Below are 22,943 nucleotides of genomic sequence, written 5' to 3'. Positions count from 1 at the left end.
GGCTCCCTCCTTGTCATGGCCCCCTCCTTGTCATGGCGATGTCTTCCTCTCCCATTCTACAAGTTCGGCCAGAACTTCGGCATTGTGTTCACCAAGACGCGGGCTCGGCCGCTCGTATCGCAGCGGCGTTTCCGACAGCACGACCGGGGAACGCACGCCAGGGATCATCGTGCCCGCTGCATCCGGCAGATCAACCCGCAGGCCGCGCGCCTTGACCTGCGGATCGGCAAACATTTCCTCAATCGTATTGATGGCACCGGCTGGCACGGCATTGTCCTCGCAGGCCTTGAGCAGATCCGCTTTTTGCCATTTCAGCGTTTCGGCTGAGACCATCCGGCGAACTACGTCTCTGTTGGCGAGGCGGGCCTTGTTGGTCGAGAAATTTTCGTCATCGCCGATGACGAGGCCAAGAATCGTGCAGAGGCGACGAAACTGGCCGTCATTGCCGATGGCAAGGATGAGATGACCATCAGCTGTGGGCACCACCTCGTAAGGCGATATGTTCGGGTGAGCGTTGCCGAGCCGAACCGGGGCACGGCCGGAGACCAGGTAATTCATGTTCTGGTTGGCGAGCACTGCCGATTGCACATCGAGCAGCGCCATGTCGATCAACTGACCTTCGCCCGTCTTCAGGGCATGGATAAGAGCGGCTTCGATTGCCGAGACCGCATAGATGCCAGTGAAGATATCGGCAATCGCGACACCTGCTTTCATCGGCTGTCCATCCGGTTCACCCGTTATAGACATGAAACCCGATATGCCCTGGACGATATAATCGTAGCCGGCGCGATTGGCATAGGGGCCGGTCTGGCCGAAGCCGGTGATGGAGCAATAGACGAGGCGCGGGTTGATTGCTTTCAGGCTCTCATAATCAAGCCCGTATTTGACAAGGCCGCCGAGCTTGAAATTTTCGATCAGCACATCAGCGGTGGCGACGAGGCGGCGCACCAGCGACTGGCCTTCCTCGCTTTTCAGATCGGCAGTGATGGACCGCTTGCCGCGATTGGTTGAGTGGTAATAGGCGGCAGAGAGGTTTTCTCCATCCGCGCCCTCGACGAAGGGCGGTCCCCAGTGCCTGGTGTCGTCGCCACCGTCGGGGTTTTCCACCTTGATGACATCGGCGCCGAGATCGGCCAGCATCTGCCCTGCCCAGGGACCGGCCAGCACGCGCGCAAGCTCGATGACCCTGATGCCGGCAAGCGGCGGCTTCTTCTTCACGTCTTGCGTCATGCTCCTCCCCAATTCCTCCCGAACTCCTCCCATGGCTATCGGATTTCAGGGCGCCCGCGTTGCCTCAGATGTATCGGATACGGGTTTGGAAGCAAAGCGCCGCTCACGCCAGATGATGTAGAGGCCCGATGCAATGACGATGAGGATGCCGACCCATTTCAGCACATCTGGGAAATCGCCGAAGACCAGCCAGGCGAAGACTGTCGCCGAGACGATTTCCAGATATTGCAATGGTGCCAGTGTTGAGGCCGGGGCGGCGCGATAGGCATAAGCTGCGAGAATGCCGGTTATCGCTGCGGCAATGCCTGTGCCGACCAGGTAGCTGAAGGCGGGAAGATCAGGCATGGCCGTATCGATGATGTCGGAGCCGCTGCCATAGCCGAAGAACAGGATGACGGCACAGAAGAAGATGCCCCAGAGGCCGGTCTGGAACTGCATGGCCCAGGGATCCTCCCGGTGTGACAGCACGCGCGTCATCAGCGCGAAGACGGCGATGCAGAAGGCGCTGACGACGGGTAACAGAGCGATATAGCCGACCTGCTCGAAACTCGGCTGGATGATCAGCAGGGCTCCCATGAAACCGACAGCGCAGGCGCTGTAGCGCCGCCAGCCGATCGTCTCCTTCAGGAAGATGCTGCCGAGGATCGTGAGAATGATTGGCTCGACGAAGAAGATGGCGATGGCATCGGCAACCGCCATGACCTTCAGCGTCGTGACGAAGCAGATCATCGAAATGGTAACCATCGCGCCACGGATGGCATGATACCAGCTCTGCTTCAGCGAAAACTGGATCTTCGCGCCGCGCAGGAAGACGAAAGGCAGCATGGTGAGCGACTGGATGATGAAGCGGAAGCCAGCGACTTCAGTGGACGAGATCGTCGCGGTCGCGAGCTTCGAGAAGATGTCGATCAGCGGCGAGATCATCACCGACAAGAACATAAAAAGCAGGCCGAACGTCACCTCGGAGGCGGCGGGATGGCGTATGGAACTCGTGCTCGTCATCTCAGATCCTTTCGCACGGGACCGCGCGGATCGCCGCGTCGCACCAGCCGGCGAAATTCGCAATTGCCGTTTGCGCGCCGATCTCATTCAGCGTTTCATGCCGCATGTCCTGATATATCTCCGTGCTGATACGGGAAAAGCCCTGACTTCTCAAACGCTTTGACAGCCAGAGGACGGCTTTTCCATAATTGGTTGCCGGGTCCTGACCACCGCCGACCAGATGGATTGGGAGGTCTTTCGGCAGCCTCTCGAGCCGCTCCTTCTCGATGCCGCGGAAGGTGAGGGCGAAGACATCGAGCCAGAGCGATACCGAGGGGTCGAAGCCGCAGGATGGATCGGCGATATAGGCATCGACCTCCACCGGATCGTGCGACAGCCAGTCGAATTCCGTCCGGTGGTTGGGAATGGATTTGCCCCAGGCGGAAAATGTCAGCCGCGGCAGCATGTCGCTTGGCACATCCGAGCCTTTTAGCATGCGCTCGGCAAGCAGGATCGCCTGCGCAGCGCGGCCCGAAAGGCCAACCGCAAAATTGGAATTCCAGACGGCAAGGGCTGCGAAACGGCCGGGGAGATCGGCGGCGGCATTGAGGGCGATCAGGCCGCCCATCGAATGGCCGAGGAGGATGACGGGCAGGCCGGGGTGGCGGGTCGTGGCAAAGTCATGCACGGCGGCTATATCACGGATGACGCTCTCTATGCCGCCCCATCTCGCGAAGCGGCCGATCGGTGCATCGGGTGCGCTTGTCTCACCGTGGCCGCGATGGTCATGCGCATAGACATGATAACCTCTTGCCGCCATTGCCTCGGCAAAGCGCCGGTAGCGGCGCGAATGTTCGGCAAGCCCGTGTGAAATCATCAGGATAGCGTGCGCTTGGCCCTCTGCAGGCTGATGATGGCACGCAAGCGAAGCTCCGGCATTCTGAAGCCGCAATGTCTCGGAAAACATGCATTCCTCCCGCGCCCAAAAGAGCAGATCGCAGGACAAATGCAACATTACGGTTCTCCTCATACATGAGAAAGCGCAATTTTTCTGCGATTCAGGGTTGCGTAATCCTTGGCTTCATGCTTGTTTGTTCCTGTATTGTTCTTTTCGGGGCTGCCAATGGTCAAGTTTTTCCTTTCGGTTTCCATTCTCTTCCTTTCGCTGTCGTCAGTCGGTTCCGTATCCGCGCAGGAAAGCGGGCGCACGCGCTTCATCCTTGCTGCAAGCTGGCAACCGGCATTCTGCCAAACCAACCAGAAGAAGGCGGAATGCGTCAGCCAGGGCGGTGATCGTTATGACGCCACCAATTTTTCTCTCCACGGTCTCTGGCCCATGCGCCAGGACTATTGCGGTGTCCCTGATGATCAGAAGGCTGCCGATAAGGGCAGCGACTGGAAGAGCCTGCCGGCGGTAAACCTCTCGGCCGAGACGAAGAGCGCGCTCGACAAGGCGATGCCCGGGACGCAATCGGCGCTCGAGCGGCATGAATGGGTCAAGCACGGTACCTGCACGAAGATGAGCGCGGACGACTATTTCGCCACCGCCATTCATCTGATGGGCGATCTCAACGCCTCGGCCGTGCGCGACCTCTTTGCCGCCAATGTCGGCAAGACGCTAAAATCTGATGCGATCAAGGCGGCGTTCGACAAGAGCTTCGGCGCTGGCGCCAGCGACCGTGTGAAGATGAGCTGCCGGCGCGTCGGCAACAAGCGCGTGATTAGCGAACTGACGATCGGGCTTTCGCAGGATGCTGTTTCGGCTCAAGCGAAGGAGAAGGGCCTTGGTGGCCTCATCCAAGGGGCAGGGCAGACGTCCTTCGGCTGCGACGAAGGTCTTGTGGATGCCGCCGGCTTCTGACGGAAACATGCCGAAATCCTGACGAAACAGGGTTTCGGCGTTGCCCGCGGGCGTGGTTTCGCCTACATAGCGGCCACGATTTCAAGTTTCCGCCCGGAGCATCCCAGCATGGCACGCCAGTTCATCTATCATATGTCCGGCCTCAACAAGGCCTATGGCAATAAGAAAATCCTCGAGAATATCCACCTTTCCTTCTATCCCGATGCCAAGATCGGTATCCTCGGCCCGAACGGCGCCGGTAAGTCCACCGTACTGCGCATCATCGCCGGCCGGGACAAGGAATATACCGGTGAAGCCTGGCTCGCCGAGGGCGCGACGGTCGGCTATCTGGAGCAGGAGCCGCAACTCGATCCCAACAAGACGGTGTTCGAAAACGTCATGGAAGGCGTTGCCTCCAAGACGGCAATCGTCGATCGCTACAACGAACTGATGATGAACTATTCCGACGAGACGGCGGAAGAGGGCGCAAAGCTTCAGGACATCATCGACAGCCAGAACCTGTGGGATCTCGAAAGCCAGGTCGAGATGGCGATGGAAGCCCTGCGCTGCCCGCCGCGCGATGCCGATGTCACGACACTGTCGGGTGGTGAACGCCGCCGTATCGCTCTCTGCCGCCTGCTTTTGTCGCAGCCGGACCTGCTGCTGCTCGACGAACCGACCAACCATCTGGACGCCGAAACCATCGCCTGGCTCGAAAAGCACCTGCGCGACTATCCGGGCGCCGTAATGATGATCACCCACGATCGCTACTTCCTGGATAACGTCACCGGATGGATCCTCGAGCTCGATCGCGGCCGCGGCATTCCCTACGAAGGCAACTACTCGGCCTACCTGCAGGCCAAGGCCAAGCGCATGCTGCAGGAAAACCGCGAAGAAGCCGGCCGTCAGAAGGCGATCAGCCGCGAACAGGAATGGATCGCTTCGAGCCCCAAGGCCCGTCAGGCCAAGTCCAAGGCCCGTATCAAGTCCTACGAACAGCTGGTGGAGGCTGCCGAGAAGCAGCGTCCTGGCGACGCGCAGATCATCATCCCGGTCAGCGAGCGCCTCGGCCAGGTCGTCATCGAGATGGAGGGCATCACCAAGGGCTTTGAAGGCCGCACGCTGATCAACGATCTGTCGATCAAGCTGCCGCCGGGTGGCATCGTCGGCATCATCGGCCCGAACGGCGCCGGCAAGACGACGCTGTTCAAGATGATCACGGGTCAGGAAAAGCCCGACAGTGGTTCGATTCGCATCGGCGAGACCGTGCATCTCGGATATGTCGACCAGAGCCGCGATGCGCTCGACGGCAACAAGACCGTCTGGGAAGAAATCTCCGGTGGCGCCGAAGTCATCAAGCTCGGCAAGTTCGACATGAACTCGCGCGCCTATTGCGGCGCCTTCAACTTCAAGGGCGGCGATCAGCAGCAGAAGGTCGGCAATCTTTCGGGCGGTCAGCGCAACCGCGTTCACCTTGCCAAGATGCTCAAGGCCGGCGGCAACGTTCTGCTGCTCGACGAACCGACCAACGACCTCGATACGGAAACGCTCGGTGCGCTCGAAAGCGCGCTAGAAAATTTCGCCGGCTGCGCCATCATCATCAGCCACGATCGCATGTTCCTCGACCGTCTGGCCACGCACATCCTCGCTTTCGAAGGCGAGGGCCATGTCGAATGGTTCGAAGGGAACTTCGAGGATTACGAGCAGGACAAGATCCGCCGCCTCGGCCCTGACGCGCTGAATCCCGGCAGCCAGGCCCATAAGCGCCTGACGCGCTAACTGGTATGACATACCTTTCGAAGCCCCGGCTGGTCCGGGGCTTTTCGATGTTTGCTGTCGTTATCACCACAGCCAACTTCGCAAATCTGTAAAATGTAGCTTGCCTCAGCTATCCAAATCACATAAAGATATCTTTATATCTTGATTGGATAGGGTATGGGTGAACCGTTAAGGCTTGGACTGGATGCGCTGGTGGACGTCTTGAAGGCGGCCGGCGAGCCGACGCGCCTGCGGCTGTTGGCGCTGCTGGCGGCTGGTGATCTCACTGTGACCGATCTTACGGAAATTCTCGGCCAATCCCAACCCCGCATCTCCCGGCACTTGAAGCTGCTCGGTGAGGCGGAGCTGATCGACCGCTATCAGGAAGGTGCCTGGGCCTATTTTCGGCTTGCGCATGAAGGCAAGGCTGCCGCGCTCGTGAGGAATCTGCTCAAGCATGTCTCCGAAAATGATCCGGTCGTGCAGCGCGACGGCGAGCGCCTTGCTGCCGTCAAGCGCCAGCGCGCCGAACGCGCGCAGGCCTATTTCAGCCGCAACGCCGCTGAATGGGATGAGCTTCGCCGTCTGCATGCCGCAGACGAAGAGGTGGATGCCGCCGTCATCAAACTGCTTGGCGGCAATCCGATCGATTCCCTGCTCGACCTCGGCACCGGCACCGGTCGTATGCTGGAGCTTCTCGCCGGTCGTTATCGCCGGGCGATCGGCGTGGATGCCAGCCGCGACATGCTGAGTGTTGCGCGCGCCAATCTCGACAAGGCCCATATCACGACGGCGTCGGTGCGCCATGCCGATATCCTGAACCTGCCGTTCGAGGGGCAGGACTTCGATCTGGTGACGATCCATCAGGTGTTGCACTTCTTCGATCAGCCTGACATCGCCATTACTGAGGCTGCACGTATGCTGCGGCCAGGCGGGCGTCTTGTTATCATTGATCTCGCGCCGCACAATCTCGAATATCTTCGCGACGAACATGCCCATGTCCGTCTCGGCTTTTCGCATCAGGCCATGTCAGACTGGGTGCGCAAGGCCGGTCTCGATATAGAGCAGGTCGTCGACCTTCATCCGGGTCAGCAGAGCGAGAAAGGCCTCACGGTCACCGTCTGGCTCGCACGTGATCCGAGGCGCCTCATGGCTTCGCTGGAGAGCGAAGGCGCTGTACCTACATTTGCCGGGAGAGACTAAATGCACCAGAAAAAGAACGACGCCCCCCGCCGCGATATCATATTCTCCTTCGAGTTCTTCCCGCCGAAGTCCGAGGAGATGGAGGGTCAGCTCTGGAACGCCGTCCGCGATCTGCAGGACTGGAACCCGGAATTCGTTTCGGTGACCTATGGCGCCGGCGGCACCACGAAGGCGCCGACGCTCTCCACAGTCACCCGCTTCCTGGCCGATACGCCGTTTGCCACCGCCTCGCATCTGACCTGCGTCAGCGCCACAAAGGAGGAGACGCATCAGGTGATCGACAGCTTCCGGAAGGCAGGCGTCACGCATTTCGTCGCGTTGCGCGGTGATGCGCCTGGCGGCGTCGGCGCGCCATACCAGCCGCATCCGGGCGGTTATGCCAATGCGGCTGAACTGGTTGCCGGTCTCAAGCAGATCGGCGATTTCGAGATCTCCGTTTCGGCCTACCCGGAAAAGCATCCGGAAAGCCGCGACCAGGCGGCCGATATCGACATGCTGAAGCGCAAGGCGGACAACGGTGCGGACCGCGCGCTGACACAGTTTTTCTTCGATAACGACAATTTCGAGCGCTATCTCGAAAAGGTGCGTGCAGCCGGTGTCAAGATTCCTGTCGTGCCGGGCATCATGCCGATCCAGAACCTGACGCAGCTGAAGCGCTTTGCCGGCGCCTGCGGCACGGTCATCCCGGCCTTTCTCGATGAGCGCTTTGCCGGATATGATGACAAGCCGGAGGAGCGGGCCAAGATCGCCGCCGATGTCGCCGCCGAACAGATCGAAGATCTCGTCCGCCGAGGTCTGCACGAATTCCATCTTTATACGATGAACCGCGCGCCGTTGGTCTCGGCTGTTCTCAATAATCTCGGCTTTTCGCGCCAGACAGCCAGAAGTGCCGGTGCGGCCGCCTGATCCCACAGTTTCATAGACAAGGGAAAAGCGCATGTCCGGCGGGGACATGCGCTTTTCAATAGCTGGGGCTGGTTGTTTCAGGAGTTCGGTATTTCAGTCTTTACGCTTTGCCTTGGCTCAAATGAAGAGCATGGACAAGACGAAAGCGAACGCTGCACTGACCAACAGGACATTCAAGGATTGCGTAAGTCCCATGTCTGCCTCCTCGCGTTAACCGGCTGATAATATGTCGGAAATGTGTTAGTTGGGAAGCGCTTCTTGTGCTGCGCTGCCGAAGAGGCCGGTGGACAAGTCTTCCAACAGGGCTCCAAGCTGCTGAAATATAATCGGAAAATCTCGCTCTCAAAATTTAACGATTCGTTACAAACCGATAGTGTGGATTCATGCTTTTGGCGGAAAAATGGCGCGATGCAGCATAATCCTTTCAGGCTATCGCGCGTGAGCGGCGATAAAGGCGGCCGTCGAGTATGACAAGCCCAGCGCCGATCAGCGCCATGCCGGCAATGTCAGTCATTTCCAGCCGCTCGCCGAGAAAGAGGAAGCCGAGCAGGATCGCACTCGGCGGAACGAGCAACGTCACCAGCGAGGTGTTGGTCGCGCCTGCCGCCGCCATAATGCGAAAATAGAGAATATAGCCGAAGGCGGTGGACAGTAGGGCAATTGCCAAAATGGCTGCAATGGAATCTATTGACGGCATGGCAATCGCCCAGGGGCGGTCCATGACGAGCGACAGCGGCAAGGCCACGAGCGAGGACGCCGTCATCTGACCGGCGGCGATGACGGGCGGCACCACACCCTTGAACCCTTTGCCGTAGGTCGCCGCAAATCCATAGGAGACAGCGGCGATGACGGGCAGGAGGAGCGCCCAGAGGGGCAGGTCGCGACTACTGGTCATGCTCGGGCCGACGAGGACGACTGTGCCGAGAAGGCCGGTGAGGCAGCCGATGATCTTCGCCGAGGAAAATTTTTCGTCCGATGTCAAAAAATTGGCGATCAGCACCGTCCAGATCGGCGTCGTGGCGTTGAGGATGGAGGCAAGGCCGGCGCCGATGCGCGTCTGACCGAAGAAGATCAGCGCATGGGGCAGGGCATTGTTGAGGATGCCCAGAATGAGGAATTCGCGCCAGCGGCTCTTCAACAGCGGATAGATGCCGAAACGGCCGGCGATGTAGATATGCAGCGCAAGGGCCGCGATCGAGAGGCGCATGAAGACGAGGGTAAGCGGCGGTACCTCCGCAACAGCGATGCGCGCGAAGAAAAATGAGCCGCCCCAGATCAGACCGAGCAAGGCAAGGAGTCCCCAGGTCAAAGCGCTCATTTTCTGTTCCACGCCGATTCCTCCCATTTGCTGGCAGGTTCAACCGAACGACTGGAAACCGCCACCCGATTCATGGACCCGGGTGACGAAAGGATAGATGTGAGGACTCAGAGAGCGTTGAGAAGGGCGGGTGTCGCCCAGCCGTCGGCCGGCACGCCGAGGCGGAGCTGTTCCTTTTGGATCGCAATACGGGTGCCGGAGCCGAGAATGCCGTCGATCTCGCCGACATCGTGGCCAAGCGAGTCGAGCTTCGTCTGCAACTGCTTCATCTCGTCGTTGGAAAGGCCCTGCTCAGGCGTGCCCTTCTGATATGTCGGGGCACCGGAGAGTCGCGTTGCGAAATAGGCGGCGGAGGTCGTGTAGATGAACGACTTGTTCCATTCGAGATAGATCTTGAAGTTGGGATAGGCGATGAAGGCCGGTCCGAGGCGGCCCTGCGGCAGCACGAGATCGCCTTCGAGATTGGCGAAAGTGATGTTGCCGTCGCGTGGCTTGACGCCGAGGCTGAACCATTCGCCTGCCGTCATCGTACCGCCGAGGCCTGATTTTTCCCAAGGCAGATTATCAGGCACGGTGACTTCCTGCAGCCAGGGCTGGCCGCGCTCGAAGCCGAGATGCTGGATGAACTTGGCGGCCGTCAGGATCGCGTCCGGGCCGCTCTGCTTGAGGCGCACATGGCCGTCGCCGTCGCCATCCATACCGTAGGCGATGATATCGCGCGGCAGCATCTGCACTTGGCCGATTTCACCGGCCCAGGCACCGGTGTTGGTCTGCGGGTCGAGGTCGCCATGCTGCACCATTTCGATGAGGGCGATCAGCTGCGGGCGGAAGAGTTCCGGGCGGCGGCAATCATGGGAGAGCGTCACCAGCGCGTTGCGCGTGTTGAAGTCGCCCTGCACGGCGCCGAAATCCGTTTCCATCGCCCAGAAGGCGGTGATGATACCGGCGGGAACGCCGAACTCTTGCTCGGCGCGGGCGAAGACATCGGCATATTGCTTCATCTTCTGGCGACCGATGTCGAGGCGGGCCTGGCTGACGGTGCGCTGCGAGAATTCCAGAAAAGTTTGGCGGAAGACGCCTTGGGCGCGGTCGCGGCTGAGAACCTTGGGATCGATCTGAGCGCCGGCAAGCGCCTCGTCTGCTGCTTCGGCGCTGGCGCCGGCTGCGATCGCGTCCTTCTTGACGCCCTCGAGGAAGGTAGAGAGATCGCCGCCGCAGGGGGCTGCCGGGGCCGAAGCTGCCGCATCCGGGGCCTGTTGGGCGGCAGCGCCTGTTGCAATGGCGCAGGCAAACAGAAGAGCAAGTGCAGAGCGGCCTTTAAGCGGGCGGTGCATGAAAGGATCCTCGTAAAATGACATAGAATTCCGTCGCTTTCTCAAAGGAATGTGACGGAAGCAAGAAAGATTAGGGTACGTTACTAAGAATTTCTATCCTTGGAAACGTCAGCCACCCAGTTGTTCCAGTTTTTCGCGGAACCGGCGAAGACATTGATATCCGTCGGCCCCTGAATGCCGGGAATGACGCCCGTCGACGTATACTGCCAGAAGGCCCAGCGGCGGTCGGCGTAGGTCACCTCGGGGTGTTTGGCGGTCGAGCGGACCCAGAAATGGTAGTCCTGGAAGTAGCCGGCGAGGTTGTCGCGATGGAAATCGACCGAAGTATAGATGATCGGCCGCTTGCCATAATAGGCTTCCAGGCGATCCATGAAACGCTGCATCTCTGAGCGGACGGTCGCCGGGTCGGGGCGGAAGCGACAGGTCTTCGATTCTGCGTTCCACTCGACATCCAGCACAGGCGGCAGACGCATGGATTCCCTGGGAACGTTACGGATGAACCAGTCGGCCTGGTCGTCGGCGGAGGAGCAGAAATAATAGAAGTGGTAGGGGGCATGCGGAATGCCGGCGGATGCGGCTTCGTGCCAGTATTCGCTAAAGCGCGGATCAACCCTGTCCTTGCCTTCGGTCGCCTTGATGAAGGCGAAGGCGACGCCGGATTTGCGCACCGTCTGCCAGTCGATATCACCCTGCCATTTGGAGATGTCGATGCCGTGGACCGCGTTTTGCTGCGGATGCTTGGGGCCGAAATCCTGGGGATCGGTATCCTTGAAGCGGGTCTTGGGCTTTATGGAAGCGGTTTCGAGATAATCGTAACCCGTGGAACTGCAACCGGCGAGCAGCAGGGCAAGCGGCAGGACGCAAAACAGAAGCCGACGCATGAACGTTCCGTCGTGATGATGGATCTGCCCCACAGCCTGACCTTCGAAAACACGCGCCCAGCAGAGGGTATAACCCTCTTTTCTAATATCAACGTAAAAAAATGGTTATTTACAAGCAAATTATGAGCGCTTGCTGATAATTGCCGCCCGCCAGGCGTAGCCGCCGCCGATCGTCTCGAATGACAGTCGGGCGTTATTTTCAGCGGCTTGCGCTTCCAGGATCTCGCGCAGATTGGCGCGCGGCGTGACGTGAAATTTGGCGAGCCACGCCTGCAGCAGGTTGCGGAACCAGGTGGGAAGGCCTTCCTGCTGGCCGAAATCAACGATATGGAGTTCGCCGCCAGGGTTGAGTGCTGCAATCGATGCGTCCACCGCCCGTTCCCAATCCGGGATCATCGACAGCGCGTAGGAAATCAGGATGCGGTCGAAACCGGTGATGCCGAATTCGCGCGGTGTGTAGGCCGTGGCATCCGCCACTCTGAAATCCGGAATCGTCGCCTTGGTGGCGAAGGTCTTGCGGGCGGAAATCAGCATTTCCTGGGAAATATCGAGGCCGTAGAGCCTGGCAGTCGGGAAGTGTTTGTGCGCAAGCGCCATGTTCCGGCCGGTGCCGCAACCGACTTCCAGCAGCGTGCCACCTTGGGGGATGTCGAGGTTGCGGATCGTGCGGTCACGGCCGAGAAGATAATATTTGCGGGTCAGGTCGTAGAAATGGCGCTGGTAGCGGTACATGCCGTCCATCAGATCGGCATGTTCCTCGCTCTTGACGGTCATCTCGTTGGCTTTGCTCACGCCTTCTTCCCGTAAATATGGAAGCCGCCGTAGATTGCCGAGCGGTCCTGGGTGGTCATCTCACGCGACTGCTCTTCGAAATAGTGCCACTGGTCGCGAATTTCAGGGGCGAGGCGGCCTTCGATGATGCTCTTTTCGGCTGCCGTGCGGAAGATCACGCGGGCGCCTTCGCGCGCGGTGCGGGTGATCTCGCGCCAGACATCGTTGAGCTGCTTATCGGTCATCCAGTCCTGCGCATCGAGCAGGATGTAGCGGTCGCGCGATGCGGCGGGCTCGCCGGCCAAAAGCTCGGTAAAGCTTGCGTGGTGGACGTTAACTCGGTCGACATTGGCGCGGATCACCTCATAGTGCTCCGGCTTCAGATAGGTCGGCAGCGGGCCTTCGTCGCCGTCGGCATAACGGCGTGCGAAAGCCTGCCAGGCGAAATAATTGTCGCGCATCGGGAAATGGCATGCGAGCTTTTCCAGGCGGTGCTTCAGAACCGGTGCGATCGAATTGTCGGCGGCAAGGCTTGCCAGCTCGTCATATTGCTGCGGCGGAATGCCAAGGCCGAAAAGCGAGCTCTTGCGGTTGGTGATCCAGCGAACGACGGGCTTTTCGAAGAGGGGAGCGATCTGATCGTCGAAAAACTGGCGCTGCTCGCGGATCGTGCGAGCCTTGGTCATTTCCTGCAGCTTCACGCCATGCAGGCGGGCAAGAAGATGAGCGGCACCGATAAAGCGGCCGAGCAGGCCGGTTTCATAGATATTGCGGTCAAAAACAGTGACGCGCCGGCGGCCGAACTTGCGGGTGTTCCAGTAGGCGCGGGTCGTATCATCGAGATTGGACGACAGATAGCGGTCGAAAACCCGGCTGTTCGATTTCTCGTTCGGCATCGCCAGGAAGCGCACGAGATCGGAATGGTTTGGCAGGTTCTTGAAAGCGGCAAGCTTCAGCCTGTTCAGGGCGATGTGGTGTGGATTGAGGTCCACCACGTCGATCGAAGCCGGCGCCTTGGAAAGGTAGGCCAGCATGTTGCAACCGCCGGAACCGATCGTGACGATACGATGACTGGGCTTCAGCTCCATCGCCTGCATGTCGAGATCCGGGTCTTCCCATATCTGCGGGTAGACGAGACCGGAGAAGAGAAGGCCGAAGAGGCGCTCGGAGAAGCCGTCCTTGGAAAAAGCCTTGTGGCGGAGAAGCGCTGTCTTGAGTTTCCGGTTCTTGCGGAAGCCGGTATCCGGTGCAAATTCCGACATGAGTCTGTCACCTTTTTAGCGTTCAGGGCGTGTAACGCGCCTCTGCTACAGTTTGATGACGAGCCCTGTGGGCCAAGCTTTCCGCAGAAGCCGGCGAGGATCTCCGCAAAATTTGAAGTCGATTGAGGCGCTTCTTTCCGCTTCTCTCTTTTCGCCAGCTGCGTTTCCTGCTTCTTTCCGTTTCGTGGAGGATTGCATGCGAGTTGTTCTGCGTATCGTCAGGGGCTTGGCCCTGCTTGTCATTCTTGTTGTCGTAGGCGCAGCCGCGTGGCTCTCCATAAGCCCGCCGGAGCTTCTGAAGGTGGGCAACGGCTATGCCGCCAAGATCGTCTGCTCCAATGTCTTCATCGCCGGCCGCGATCCCGACGCCGTTCTTTATGATGATGTCCAAGCGCCCGGAAACCCGCTCCTCAGGCTGATGCGCGTCGAGGTCGATCGTGATGGCGGGCGGGTGACCTCGCGTTTCATGGGTCTGTTTGCGCCGAGTTACGCGCTTTATCGCGGCGCCCTCGGCTGCACGAGCGTGCCTGATGGCGATTTCGATGCCGCCGCAAGGGCCGCGCCGCTGATGCCGGCGCCGCAGGTGGATGAAAGCGACGCGGTCTGGCCGGACGGCGAAGGCGTCGATCCGGCGGCGGTCAACGCCAAGGTCGCGGCCCTTCTTGCCGATGCCAAGCTTGCCGGGCCTGCCATGCGGGCGATGGTTGTCGTGCAGGACGGCCGCATCATTGCCGAAAGCTACGGGCCGGGCTTCAACGCCGCCACGCCGCTGGTCGGCTGGTCGATGACGAAGACCGTCAATGCGGCGCTGATTGGCCGGCTGATGCTGTCAGGCAAGATCTCCTTCGATGACACGCATCTCCTGCCGCAATGGGTGAATGATCCGCGCGGCGACATCAAGCTCTCCGATCTGCTCGGCATGGAAAGCGGGCTTGCCTTCAACGAGGATTATGGTGCCGTCGCCGATGTGACGCGCATGCTCTATCTCGATCCTGATATGGTTTCCCTGCCGGCGCGCGCGCCTCTCGTGGCGGTGCCGGGTACGGATTTCCATTATTCCAGCGGTACGGCCTTGATTCTGTCACGTATTTGGATGGACAAGGTCGGCGATCCGCGGGCGGCCTTCGACTATCCTCGCGATGCGCTGTTTTCCCCGCTCGGCATGACGAGCGCCGTTTTCGAGGCGGATGAGCGCGGTACGTTTGCCGGCAGTTCCTATCTCTATGCCACAGGGCATGACTGGGCGCGGTTCGGCCAGTTCCTGCTGCAAGATGGCGTGTGGAACGGGCAGAGGCTGCTACCCGAGGGCTTCGTTGCGATGATGCGGACGCCGACGGCAAGCTCGGGCGGCCAATATACCCAAGGCCAGGCTTGGCTTGCGGGGCCTGGCGGCGGCACGAGCGCTGAGTTCGGCCTGCCGCAGGATACGTTCTGGCTGCAGGGTCATGACGGCCAGGCGATGGCGATCATTCCCTCGGCCAATCTGGTCTTCGTCCGCATGGGGCTGACGCCGAGTTGGTTGCGTTACAGGCCGCAGATAATGCTGAAGGAAATTCTCAACGCGCTTCAGTCGGCGAAAGCCGGCTGAGGCCTATCATCGATGATGGTTTGTATCAGGAATTGGACTATTAGTAATTGCCCTGGGCGATGTCGGTCATGCCCTTGCGCTTGGCGTCATAATAGTAACCGCGGGCATAGAGACGAACGGCGTCGTCTTCCTTCTTGTCTGCCACCTGCCAGGCGCCCTGCAGGTACTTGCCTGCATATTTGATATTGGTTTCGGCGTCGAAGAGGCCGGTAGGGTTGCCGTCGTAACCCATCGACTTTGCGGTGTTGTACTTGATCTGCATGAGACCGAAGTAGCCGCGCTTGTTGTAGGCCTTGGAATTGTAGCGGCTCTCGCGATGAACGACGCGGTGGAGCAGCGATTCCGGAATCTCGTAAAGCTTCGAATATTTGCTGATGAGCTTGCTGACGAGGCTCTTTTCCACGGTCGGCGCGTCGTCGCTGTCGTTATCGCCGAACATCGGCGGGGCGGTTGGCGGATCGATCGGACCGGATTCGTCGAAGCCGTAATCCATAGTGAAGCGCGGCGTGGTATCGACGGCGGCGAGCGCTGCGAGCGCGCCGTTCTGCGGTGTCGTGGCTGCGAAGGCAAGCTGCGTCGAGGGGCTTGCCGGAGAAGCCGGGCGCGGTGTCGGAATGACGGATTGGATTGCCGTCATCTCCGGCGTCAGCGGAATCGGTGCATAGCCGTTAACGGCAACCTGCTGGACGCCGGTCTGCATTGCCAGGCCGCCAGCCTGCTGCTGGACGGGCGAGACAACGGTCGGCATGGCTGTGCCAGTCAGGACGGGGGAGGTGCTTTGCTGTGGTGCGATCGTCGCGACGGTGGAAGCGTTTGCGCCTTCGGCAGTCGGGACAGCAGCCAGCGTTGCGTCTTCACCCGGCTTCGGCATGGGAATCACGGTCTGTGCGGCGGTCAGCTCCGCCTGAGAGGTGTATTCGACGCTCGCGCATCCCGAAATGACGCCGCAGAGCATGGTAGAGACCACGAGACTGCGTTTCAGGCCGGAAAATCCGATCGCTACCATTCTCTCACTTTCGTGAATCGCGCCGCCCCGGCGGCGTCTTAAAAGTTATCAAATACCTTAAGCCCGGGGATAGCCATTAACTTATTCGTGGCTTTGCGGCAACCACGGATTATTACTAGGCTGCAATACGGCGATATCCAGCGGTTACAGCGCCGGCAGCGATGAGGAGAGTGCCGCCGGTGCGGTTGACCGCGCGCTGCACGCTTGCCCTGCGAATCAGGCCGCGGGCGGCATGGGCGGCAAGGGCGTAGCAGGAGGCGTTGATGGTGGCGAGCACGAGGAAGGTCGCTTCCATGATCAGCATCTGATCAAAGAAGGGAAGGGCAGGGTTGAGGAACTGCGGCACGAAGGCGACGAAGAAGACGATGCTCTTCGGATTCAGCGCCGTCACCACATAAGCATGCAGGAAGATCCGCAAGGACTTTTCTTCCGGCAGGTTATCGTTGTCCGCGATATGTTCGCCGACGATCGGTGCCCGCCAGAGCTTGATCCCGAGCCAGATCAGGTAGGCGCCGCCGATCCACTTCAGTACCGTAAAAAGCGTCGCGGATGCGGCGAGCAGGGCGCCCAATCCGAAAAGCGATGCCGTCATGGCCGTAAAATCGCCGAGCGCCACGCCTGAAACGGTCGCCAGCGCCGTTTTCCGGCCATGACCAAGCGCATAGGAGACAACCAGAAGAATGGTCGGTCCCGGTATGGCGAGCATGATGGCGGATGCGGCCGCAAAGGCGAGCCAAGCTTCAAGCGACATGGAATCTCCTCCTATTCCTGGAGAACAAGCAAAGACACCATATTAGCCATCCGTCAATCATGCCGCCCTGTATTTTTGCCCGATCTGGCTCATTACTTCGGCAAACCATCCGGTTGAAAGATCAAAAGGCTTACCACCCTTGATGCGAGGAAATTCTATTGTGCGCAACTTGCCATTCTGCGCTTCATCGTGGCCGGTGACGCCTGAGATCTTGTTAAGAGCACTTTCGACGGCGAGGTCGACCATGCTTTGAATCAGGCGCAGGTCTTCGCCGTTTGCCGGTGCGGAGCGGGCGAAGTAGCCGGATTTCTGCACGAGCGAACGCTCGGCGTCGAGCAGGCTTGCAAACTGCTTCTGGAACCAGGCGCCGACATTGATCGTGTCGATCTTCACATGGCCAAAGGCATCGCGCTTGACGGTCTCGCCGGCGGCTTCGCGCTCGGCGACGATGGCATCAAGGCAGGCGCCTTCCGATACGAAGACCGTGGCATGGCCAGTGCGGTTCATGATCTCCTTCAGGCGTGCGGCCTCGGCATCGAGGTCGAAGGCCATTTCAGGCAGGTAGACGGCGTCGATGCTCTTCATACGCGCGTTCATCATCAGGCCGTCGACATATTCATTGCCTTTGGTGCGCTGGAGATAGGCGCGGGCGGTAGCGGCCGTCAGCCAGCCGCAGTGGCGGCCCATGACTTCGTGAATGACGAGCGTGCGCGGTGCTGCGGTCTGCTCGTTGCTGACATTGTCGAAGAAATGGGCGCCGACTTCTGCAGCCGTCCAGGCGCCGAGAGACTGGCGGATCGGCACGACGTCGTTGTCGACGGTTTTCGGCAGGCCGACGACCGTGAGATCATAACCGTTTGCCGCGAGGTAGGCGGCCAGGTCTGCGGCCGTCGTATTCGTGTCGTCGCCGCCGATTGTGTGCAGGACGGTGACGCCGTCATCGGCAAGACGTTCTGCGGCGACCCTGAGCGGATTTTCGCCCTCCTTGACGAGGCCGCGCTTGACGCAGTCGGCAGCATTGGTGAGCTTTACGCGGCTGTTGCCGATCGGCGAACCGCCATAACGGTGCAGGAGCGGCGCCTTCTCGCGCATTTCCTTGGTGATCGCGACGCTATCGCCGAGCAGAACGCCCTGATAACCGGACTTGTAGGCGATGAGCTCGATATCGGGAGCCACGTCGCTATAGCGCTCGATGAGGCCGCCGACGGCGGATGAGAGACAGGGCGCCAGGCCTCCGGCGGTCAGCATTGCGACTTTCTGTTTGGCCATAATCCCTCCTTTGGCGCCCGATGCGCGACTGCCTACAATCTAAAGCGCGCCGCGATCTCTCCGATCCGCCGCCGCTTTAAGTCTTTGTTTTCCAGATGTCGTGATCGCAAAACCGCTGCACAGTTTTGCGCGACATGGTTCAGGTACCGCATGGATGCGGCAGAGAAAGTGACCTGTAAAGTAAAGAATTTACGAAAAGCGCGGCTTTCTCCGGAGCAAGTGCCGATAGCAGCGATATAATCGGTTCAATGCCATCCAACCTATCTATAAGTGTTGTGGAAATCGCCGGCCGCTGTGCCGATAATCAGGAAAGTGGCAGACACGGCGGGTGGTCGCAGCATCAGCGACAATTACCGAATTGTGAAAACTGTTTTCGAACCTACGATCAATAGCTGCCTTGCAATGGCAACGATTATTTGGTCAAGGTGTTCTTCTGGAACTTGCTGCATTGCGAGAAGATGACGATGTCTTTCTGGGAAAAACTGGTGAATGCCATGGGCAATACCGCGGGCAATGCGCTCTCCGCGGTGGTCGAGGCTATTCGCACGGTTTTTGAAGGCGATCCGGAGACGCGTCGCAAGGTTGCTTTTTCGGTGGCCGTCATCGCGCTTTCGGCCAAGATGGCGAAGGCGGACGGTATTGTGAGCGAGAAAGAAGTGCAGGCCTTCCGCGATATCTTCGAGTTTCCTGCGAGTGAGGCGAAGAATGTCGCGCGCCTCTATAATCTCGCCCGCCAGGACGTCGCCGGTTACGAGGCCTATGCAGCGAAGCTGTCCACACTCTGCTCGACCTGCGCCGCCAATTGCCCGGTGCTGGAAGATGTGCTCGATGGTCTGTTCCATATCGCCAAGGCGGATGGGCTGATCCACGAGAACGAAATGAATTTCCTGCGCCATATCGCCGAAATCTTCCAGATGAGCCAGGCCCGCTTCGATCAGATCGCTGCGCGCCACGTCGCTGATGGGCGGGACCCGTACAAAGTTCTCGGCGTTTCGCCGGCAGATGATTTCCCGACGATCCGCCGCCATTACCATGTGCTCGTCAGCGAGCATCATCCAGACCGGCTTATCTCGCGCGGCGTGCCGGAAGAGTTTCACGCGATTGCCAATGAACGCATGGCAGCGCTGAACGATGCTTATGCGGCGATCGAAAAGGAACGCCGCGCCGCATGACCTCATTCGAGGCCGATTACACACAAGCGCGCGTCCAGCCTTCGCCGAACCACGGCGAACGCGCCGATGGCCGCAGACCCGATATGATCCTGCTTCATTATACCGGCATGCCGAGCGCGGAAGAAGCGCTCGACTGGCTCTGTCGGGACGAAAGCCAGGTTTCCAGCCATTACTTCGTGCAGCCGAATGGCGAGGTCGTGCAACTCGTTCCGGAAAACCGGCGCGCATGGCATGCGGGCAAGAGTTTCTGGCATGGCGAGACGGATATCAACTCGATGTCGATCGGCATCGAAATCGCCAATGCCGGCCATCCGGGCGGGCTTCCGGACTACCCGAAAGAGCAGATTGCAGCAGTGATCGAATTATGTCGCGATTGCGGCGATCGCTGGTCAATCGCGCCTGAAAGGGTGCTCGGTCACTCCGACGTTGCCCCGGTGCGCAAGGTCGATCCGGGCGAAAAATTCCCCTGGCGCGAGCTGCATCAGGCCGGTGTCGGCCATTGGGTGGAACCGGCCGCTATTACCGGCGGGCGCTTCTTCCAGCGCGGCGACCGAGGACAGCCGATCGAGGCGCTGCAATCCATGCTGTCGCTCTATGGCTACGGCACTGAAATATCAGGCGAGTTCACCGATAAGACGGCCGGTGACGTCGAAGCCTTCCAACGACATTTCCGCCCGGAAAGAGTGGATGGAATCGCCGATTTCTCGACGATCGATACGCTGCATCGCCTGCTGTCGGCGCTGCCGCGTTATTCCTGACCGGTGAGAGTTTCCGACATTGCCGATTTTCCATGTCTGGATGCGAAATCCGGGCTGCCACATCATTTCCCTATTATCTCCTCATTGCGATGGTCTAAGAGCTTCCGCTAAGCGGCGCCGATGGTTGTTCCCAAGCTAAATCGAAGGCGTCATGTGAAACGATAAGAATTGCTGCGAAGCCTGATCAGTTCTTGGTCGGGAATTCTCTATGACGGCGAGGCGCGCAGTCCGGCAATTCTTTGGGTCGGAGTGATTAAGACTACATGAGAAAACTGATTGTTGTTGCTGCAGCATGCGTCGGCATGGTGCTGGCGGGAAATAGCTTTGCCTTCGCGAATGACTGGGGCGTGCGAGCCGATGCGCCCGTGAAGAAAGTTGAGCGTCCGCAGAAGACAGCGGAGCGGGTGCATAAGAAAGAACGCCCGCAAAGGACGGCGCAGCGTGTACAGAAGAAAACAGAGCGTCCGCTGAAGACGGTCGAGCGCCAGAGTGGCTATCCCGTCGCCAATGATTCCGGCAATTCCTATTCCGCACTGATCAGCAAATATGCCGCGCAAAATAATGTGCCGGTGGCTCTTGCGACTGCTGTCATTCGTGTCGAAAGCAATTTCAATCCGATGGCGCGGGGTAGCCATGGCGAGATCGGCCTGATGCAGATCAAGCCGGCCACGGCTCGCATGATGGGCTATTCCGGCAGCGCCAGGGGACTGTTCGATCCGGAAACCAACATCAAATACGGCATGAAGTACCTGGCGGCAGCTCACGATCTCGGTGGCGGACAGACCTGCAATACCATCCTCAAGTACAATGCCGGTCACGGCGCGACGCGCATGAACCCGGTCTCCAAGTCTTATTGCGGCAAGGTTCTTGCGATGCTCTGAACAGAATCGCCTGCCTCCGACAGGAGCTGGATGATTCAGTAGGATTGCCATGTTATCGCTAGCCTTTAGCGAGGTGCGATATGGCAGTCGATTTCAGGTTCATCGTCATCGGCCGCGGCATGATGGGTGCAGCGGCCGCAAAATATCTGGCGCGCCAGACAGACGGTGTCGCCGTCATTGGCCCGGACGAACCGGAAGACCGTAGGGCGCACGAAGGCGTCTTCGCCAGCCATTATGATGAAGGCCGCATCACCCGGACCATCGATCCGGATCGCGACTGGGCCTTGCTCGCCAATCGCTCCATCTCACGCTACGGCGAGATCGCCAAGGAAAGCGGCATCTATTTCTATACGGAAGCGGGCTGCGTCGGCGTGGCACCTGCCGGGAGCGATTATCTCAGGGATGCGCGACAAGCCGCGGTTTCGCTCGGCGTCGAAACCGTTTCGCTAGATGAGGGCGGGCTGAAGTCGCAATTTCCCTATTTCGCGTTTCCCTCCAGCAGCGCCGGCATTTTCGAGGCGAAAGGCGCAGGGCATATCAGCCCGCGCAAGCTCGTGAAGGCGCAGTCGCTGCTTGCTGAAAAGGCGGGGGCGACCGTCGTCCGAGATTATATCATCTCGACGCGGGAAGAGGGCGGGGCGGCTGTCGTCACAACGGCGGACGGCGACATCTATCGCGCCGAGAAGGTGCTGCTTGCGGCCGGCGGTTTTTCCATTTCGCAGAATCTCTTGCCGCAATCCGTTGATATGACGGTTTACGGTCGCACCGTGACCCTTTTCGAAGTGGCGGAAGAGAATGCGCATCGCTTTGCCGGGATGCCGTCGCTGATCCTCGATGCGCCCGGCATCGCCATCTACCTGCTGCCGCCGATCCGCTATCCCGATGGCAGGCTTTATCTGAAGATTGGCGGTGATCCGGACAATCTGGTGTTGAACAATGACAAGGACATGCGTGCCTGGTTCCGCAACGACGGGCGCGAAGTTGCCCGCGAACACTTCGAGCGTATCGTTGCACGAATTGTGCCGGAACTTCAGGCGCGGTCCATTTCAAGTGCATCCTGCGCCGTCTCCTACACGAAGAGCCGTTACCCGATGATCGGTTATACCGCGTCGCCGCATATCGCTGTTTTGACAGGCTGCATGGGAACATCCGCCAAGAGCTCTGATGAAATCGGCAGGCTAGGGGCTGAACTGCTTCTGGCAGGCAGAATCAAAGATCAGGGCTACGCCACGGATTTCGCACCGTATTTCCGTTAAAGCCGGTCCTCATATTTCGTTGGCTTTTGCGGTCTTCCTCGTTTAAGGGAGCCCTGCCAGTTGGCCGGGCAGCCGCGCTTTACCAATGCCGAAAGGCGGTAGGGTGAGGAAAGTCCGGGCTCCACGGAAACACGGTGCCGGATAACGTCCGGCGAGGGCGACCTCAGGGAAAGTGCCACAGAAAGCAAACCGCCTGTCTTGACAGGTAAGGGTGAAAGGGTGGGGTAAGAGCCCACCGCATCTCCGGCAACGGATATGGCACGGTAAACCCCACCGGGAGCAAAACCGAATAGGGATGACGCGGTCGGCGAAAGCCTTCCGGCCTGTTTCTGGGTCAGTCATCCGGGTGGGTTGCGTGAGGCAGCGTGCAAGCGCTGTCCCAGATGAATGGCTGCCACGTTCCGGTTCGCCGGAGCCATACAGAACCCGGCTTACAGGCCAACTGGCGATTAACTCTCAGGGCATCCGCTTGCCGCAATGTCCGATCTCCCTCCCGTCAAGTCATTGAATTGACTGAAATAGAAGCGAGGTCTCACGGATATTGCCGGACCGGCTTTCCCGTTGCGCCGGCCTACTTCCAGCGCAGTTTGAGAATCGCTTTCCTAACCCTTTGTTAAACTTAACAGCTTATAAATGTTCGATACTGTGCCCGCCTCAAAACGGGTCCATCCCATTGACGCCCATATGGTCCCATGCTATCCCAAATGCGCACTGCATCAGGGCAATCATCTGCCCATCCATCGCAAAGCAAAGGCGTCTTCCGGGCCGGAAGCGTCGG

Annotated in this window: 20 protein-coding genes and 1 other RNA gene; 10 read left to right on the top strand and 11 right to left on the bottom strand. The window is 59.5% G+C overall.

What is annotated here, in order from left to right; all coding sequences use genetic code 11:
* Positions 1-30 precede the first annotated feature (30 nt).
* Genes caiB through JNB85_RS23835 form a run of 3 tightly spaced genes read right to left on the bottom strand, consistent with a single transcriptional unit; the run spans position 31 to position 3,178 of the window.
* Complete coding sequence (gene caiB / locus JNB85_RS23845; protein WP_220336752.1) at positions 31-1,230, bottom strand: succinate--glutarate CoA-transferase; 1,200 nt, start codon at positions 1,228-1,230, stop codon at positions 31-33.
* A gap of 45 nt (positions 1,231-1,275) precedes the next feature.
* Positions 1,276-2,232, bottom strand: coding sequence for a DMT family transporter (locus JNB85_RS23840; protein WP_220336751.1), 957 nt, complete (start codon positions 2,230-2,232; stop codon positions 1,276-1,278).
* Between the two features lies 1 nt (position 2,233).
* Entirely contained in the window at positions 2,234-3,178 is a 945-nt protein-coding gene (locus JNB85_RS23835; RefSeq protein WP_220336750.1) for an alpha/beta fold hydrolase, read from the bottom strand.
* 156 nt (positions 3,179-3,334) lie between these two features.
* Between JNB85_RS23835 and JNB85_RS23830 the strand changes: the two genes are divergently transcribed.
* The 4 genes from JNB85_RS23830 (at position 3,335) to metF (ending at position 7,918) form a co-directional block, all read left to right on the top strand.
* Positions 3,335-4,072: a ribonuclease T2 family protein gene (locus tag JNB85_RS23830; protein WP_220336749.1), complete on the top strand. Its 738-nt coding sequence runs from the start codon at positions 3,335-3,337 to the stop codon at positions 4,070-4,072.
* Positions 4,073-4,180: 108 nt separating this feature from the next.
* Positions 4,181-5,830 (top strand): energy-dependent translational throttle protein EttA, encoded by a 1,650-nt coding sequence (ettA, locus tag JNB85_RS23825; RefSeq protein WP_220336748.1) that lies wholly within the window; start codon positions 4,181-4,183, stop codon positions 5,828-5,830.
* 156 nt (positions 5,831-5,986) lie between these two features.
* The gene (locus tag JNB85_RS23820) at positions 5,987-7,012 is read left to right on the top strand and encodes an ArsR/SmtB family transcription factor (RefSeq protein WP_220336747.1); all 1,026 of its coding nucleotides are present in this window, start codon (positions 5,987-5,989) and stop codon (positions 7,010-7,012) included.
* Entirely contained in the window at positions 7,013-7,918 is a 906-nt protein-coding gene (metF, locus tag JNB85_RS23815) for a methylenetetrahydrofolate reductase [NAD(P)H] (RefSeq protein WP_220336746.1), read from the top strand.
* Between the two features lie 424 nt (positions 7,919-8,342).
* On the opposite strand, the gene JNB85_RS23810 is transcribed toward metF, so the two are convergent.
* The 5 genes from JNB85_RS23810 to JNB85_RS23790 form a co-directional block, all read right to left on the bottom strand.
* Positions 8,343-9,236, bottom strand: a complete 894-nt coding sequence (locus JNB85_RS23810) for a DMT family transporter (protein ID WP_420852293.1) — start codon at positions 9,234-9,236, stop codon at positions 8,343-8,345.
* 107 nt (positions 9,237-9,343) lie between these two features.
* Positions 9,344-10,570, bottom strand: coding sequence for a lytic murein transglycosylase (locus JNB85_RS23805; protein ID WP_220336744.1), 1,227 nt, complete (start codon positions 10,568-10,570; stop codon positions 9,344-9,346).
* 83 nt (positions 10,571-10,653) lie between these two features.
* The gene (locus JNB85_RS23800; RefSeq protein WP_220336743.1) at positions 10,654-11,451 is read right to left on the bottom strand and encodes a glycoside hydrolase family 25 protein; all 798 of its coding nucleotides are present in this window, start codon (positions 11,449-11,451) and stop codon (positions 10,654-10,656) included.
* Between the two features lie 120 nt (positions 11,452-11,571).
* Positions 11,572-12,225, bottom strand: a complete 654-nt coding sequence (locus JNB85_RS23795) for a class I SAM-dependent methyltransferase (protein WP_220336799.1) — start codon at positions 12,223-12,225, stop codon at positions 11,572-11,574.
* 14 nt (positions 12,226-12,239) lie between these two features.
* Positions 12,240-13,484 carry a BtaA family protein gene (locus JNB85_RS23790; RefSeq protein ID WP_220336742.1) on the bottom strand — a complete coding sequence of 415 codons (1,245 nt, stop codon included), beginning with the start codon at positions 13,482-13,484 and terminating at the stop codon, positions 12,240-12,242.
* 196 nt (positions 13,485-13,680) lie between these two features.
* Here JNB85_RS23790 and JNB85_RS23785 point away from each other — a divergent pair, with 196 nt between their 5' ends.
* A complete protein-coding gene (locus JNB85_RS23785; RefSeq protein ID WP_220336741.1) occupies positions 13,681-15,072 on the top strand; it encodes a serine hydrolase domain-containing protein in 1,392 nt (463 codons plus the stop codon).
* 40 nt (positions 15,073-15,112) lie between these two features.
* Here the strand turns inward: JNB85_RS23785 and JNB85_RS23780 are convergent, their stop codons facing one another.
* The 3 genes from JNB85_RS23780 to JNB85_RS23770 form a co-directional block, all read right to left on the bottom strand.
* Entirely contained in the window at positions 15,113-16,078 is a 966-nt protein-coding gene (locus JNB85_RS23780) for a lytic transglycosylase domain-containing protein (RefSeq protein WP_220336740.1), read from the bottom strand.
* A 115-nt stretch (positions 16,079-16,193) separates the two neighbouring features.
* Complete coding sequence (locus JNB85_RS23775) at positions 16,194-16,829, bottom strand: LysE family translocator (RefSeq protein ID WP_220336739.1); 636 nt, start codon at positions 16,827-16,829, stop codon at positions 16,194-16,196.
* A 57-nt stretch (positions 16,830-16,886) separates the two neighbouring features.
* Positions 16,887-18,098, bottom strand: coding sequence for a pyrophosphate--fructose-6-phosphate 1-phosphotransferase (locus JNB85_RS23770; RefSeq protein WP_220336738.1), 1,212 nt, complete (start codon positions 18,096-18,098; stop codon positions 16,887-16,889).
* A gap of 464 nt (positions 18,099-18,562) precedes the next feature.
* Here JNB85_RS23770 and JNB85_RS23765 point away from each other — a divergent pair, with 464 nt between their 5' ends.
* The 5 genes from JNB85_RS23765 to rnpB all read left to right on the top strand — a co-directional run bounded on the left by JNB85_RS23765 (position 18,563) and on the right by rnpB (position 22,615).
* A complete protein-coding gene (locus tag JNB85_RS23765; protein ID WP_220336737.1) occupies positions 18,563-19,270 on the top strand; it encodes a J domain-containing protein in 708 nt (235 codons plus the stop codon).
* Positions 19,267-20,028 carry an N-acetylmuramoyl-L-alanine amidase gene (locus JNB85_RS23760; protein WP_220336736.1) on the top strand — a complete coding sequence of 254 codons (762 nt, stop codon included), beginning with the start codon at positions 19,267-19,269 and terminating at the stop codon, positions 20,026-20,028. The genes JNB85_RS23765 and JNB85_RS23760 overlap by 4 nt, the downstream gene beginning before the upstream one ends.
* 263 nt (positions 20,029-20,291) lie before the next feature.
* Positions 20,292-20,909, top strand: coding sequence for a lytic transglycosylase domain-containing protein (locus tag JNB85_RS23755; RefSeq protein WP_220336735.1), 618 nt, complete (start codon positions 20,292-20,294; stop codon positions 20,907-20,909).
* Positions 20,910-20,989: 80 nt separating this feature from the next.
* Positions 20,990-22,165 carry an NAD(P)/FAD-dependent oxidoreductase gene (locus JNB85_RS23750; RefSeq protein ID WP_220336734.1) on the top strand — a complete coding sequence of 392 codons (1,176 nt, stop codon included), beginning with the start codon at positions 20,990-20,992 and terminating at the stop codon, positions 22,163-22,165.
* Between the two features lie 56 nt (positions 22,166-22,221).
* Positions 22,222-22,615, top strand: an RNA gene (gene rnpB / locus JNB85_RS23745) — RNase P RNA component class A.
* The last annotated feature ends 328 nt before the right edge of the window (positions 22,616-22,943 follow it).

The organism is Rhizobium mesosinicum (genome assembly GCF_019511345.1).
GTDB classification, from domain to species: domain Bacteria; phylum Pseudomonadota; class Alphaproteobacteria; order Rhizobiales; family Rhizobiaceae; genus Rhizobium; species Rhizobium mesosinicum.
The sequence above is the reverse complement of the archived record's forward strand: the minus strand, read 5'-3'. Positions and strand labels throughout refer to the sequence as shown.

Bases quoted from the DNA above. Each gene is read 5' to 3' on its own strand.
- JNB85_RS23760 (WP_220336736.1), top strand. From the start codon at position 19,267: ATGACCTCATTCGAGGCCGATTACACACAAGCGCGCGTCCAGCCTTCG.
- caiB (WP_220336752.1), bottom strand. From the start codon at position 1,230: ATGACGCAAGACGTGAAGAAGAAGCCGCCGCTTGCCGGCATCAGGGTC.
- JNB85_RS23795 (WP_220336799.1), bottom strand. From the start codon at position 12,225: ATGACCGTCAAGAGCGAGGAACATGCCGATCTGATGGACGGCATGTAC.
- JNB85_RS23840 (WP_220336751.1), bottom strand. From the start codon at position 2,232: ATGACGAGCACGAGTTCCATACGCCATCCCGCCGCCTCCGAGGTGACG.
- metF (WP_220336746.1), top strand. From the start codon at position 7,013: ATGCACCAGAAAAAGAACGACGCCCCCCGCCGCGATATCATATTCTCC.
- JNB85_RS23820 (WP_220336747.1), top strand. From the start codon at position 5,987: ATGGGTGAACCGTTAAGGCTTGGACTGGATGCGCTGGTGGACGTCTTG.
- JNB85_RS23835 (WP_220336750.1), bottom strand. From the start codon at position 3,178: ATGTTTTCCGAGACATTGCGGCTTCAGAATGCCGGAGCTTCGCTTGCG.
- JNB85_RS23755 (WP_220336735.1), top strand. From the start codon at position 20,292: ATGAGAAAACTGATTGTTGTTGCTGCAGCATGCGTCGGCATGGTGCTG.
- ettA (WP_220336748.1), top strand. From the start codon at position 4,181: ATGGCACGCCAGTTCATCTATCATATGTCCGGCCTCAACAAGGCCTAT.
- JNB85_RS23810 (WP_420852293.1), bottom strand. From the start codon at position 9,236: ATGAGCGCTTTGACCTGGGGACTCCTTGCCTTGCTCGGTCTGATCTGG.
- JNB85_RS23765 (WP_220336737.1), top strand. From the start codon at position 18,563: ATGTCTTTCTGGGAAAAACTGGTGAATGCCATGGGCAATACCGCGGGC.
- JNB85_RS23790 (WP_220336742.1), bottom strand. From the start codon at position 13,484: ATGTCGGAATTTGCACCGGATACCGGCTTCCGCAAGAACCGGAAACTC.
- JNB85_RS23750 (WP_220336734.1), top strand. From the start codon at position 20,990: ATGGCAGTCGATTTCAGGTTCATCGTCATCGGCCGCGGCATGATGGGT.
- JNB85_RS23805 (WP_220336744.1), bottom strand. From the start codon at position 10,570: ATGCACCGCCCGCTTAAAGGCCGCTCTGCACTTGCTCTTCTGTTTGCC.
- JNB85_RS23780 (WP_220336740.1), bottom strand. From the start codon at position 16,078: ATGGTAGCGATCGGATTTTCCGGCCTGAAACGCAGTCTCGTGGTCTCT.
- JNB85_RS23830 (WP_220336749.1), top strand. From the start codon at position 3,335: ATGGTCAAGTTTTTCCTTTCGGTTTCCATTCTCTTCCTTTCGCTGTCG.
- JNB85_RS23775 (WP_220336739.1), bottom strand. From the start codon at position 16,829: ATGTCGCTTGAAGCTTGGCTCGCCTTTGCGGCCGCATCCGCCATCATG.
- JNB85_RS23770 (WP_220336738.1), bottom strand. From the start codon at position 18,098: ATGGCCAAACAGAAAGTCGCAATGCTGACCGCCGGAGGCCTGGCGCCC.
- JNB85_RS23785 (WP_220336741.1), top strand. From the start codon at position 13,681: ATGCGAGTTGTTCTGCGTATCGTCAGGGGCTTGGCCCTGCTTGTCATT.
- JNB85_RS23800 (WP_220336743.1), bottom strand. From the start codon at position 11,451: ATGCGTCGGCTTCTGTTTTGCGTCCTGCCGCTTGCCCTGCTGCTCGCC.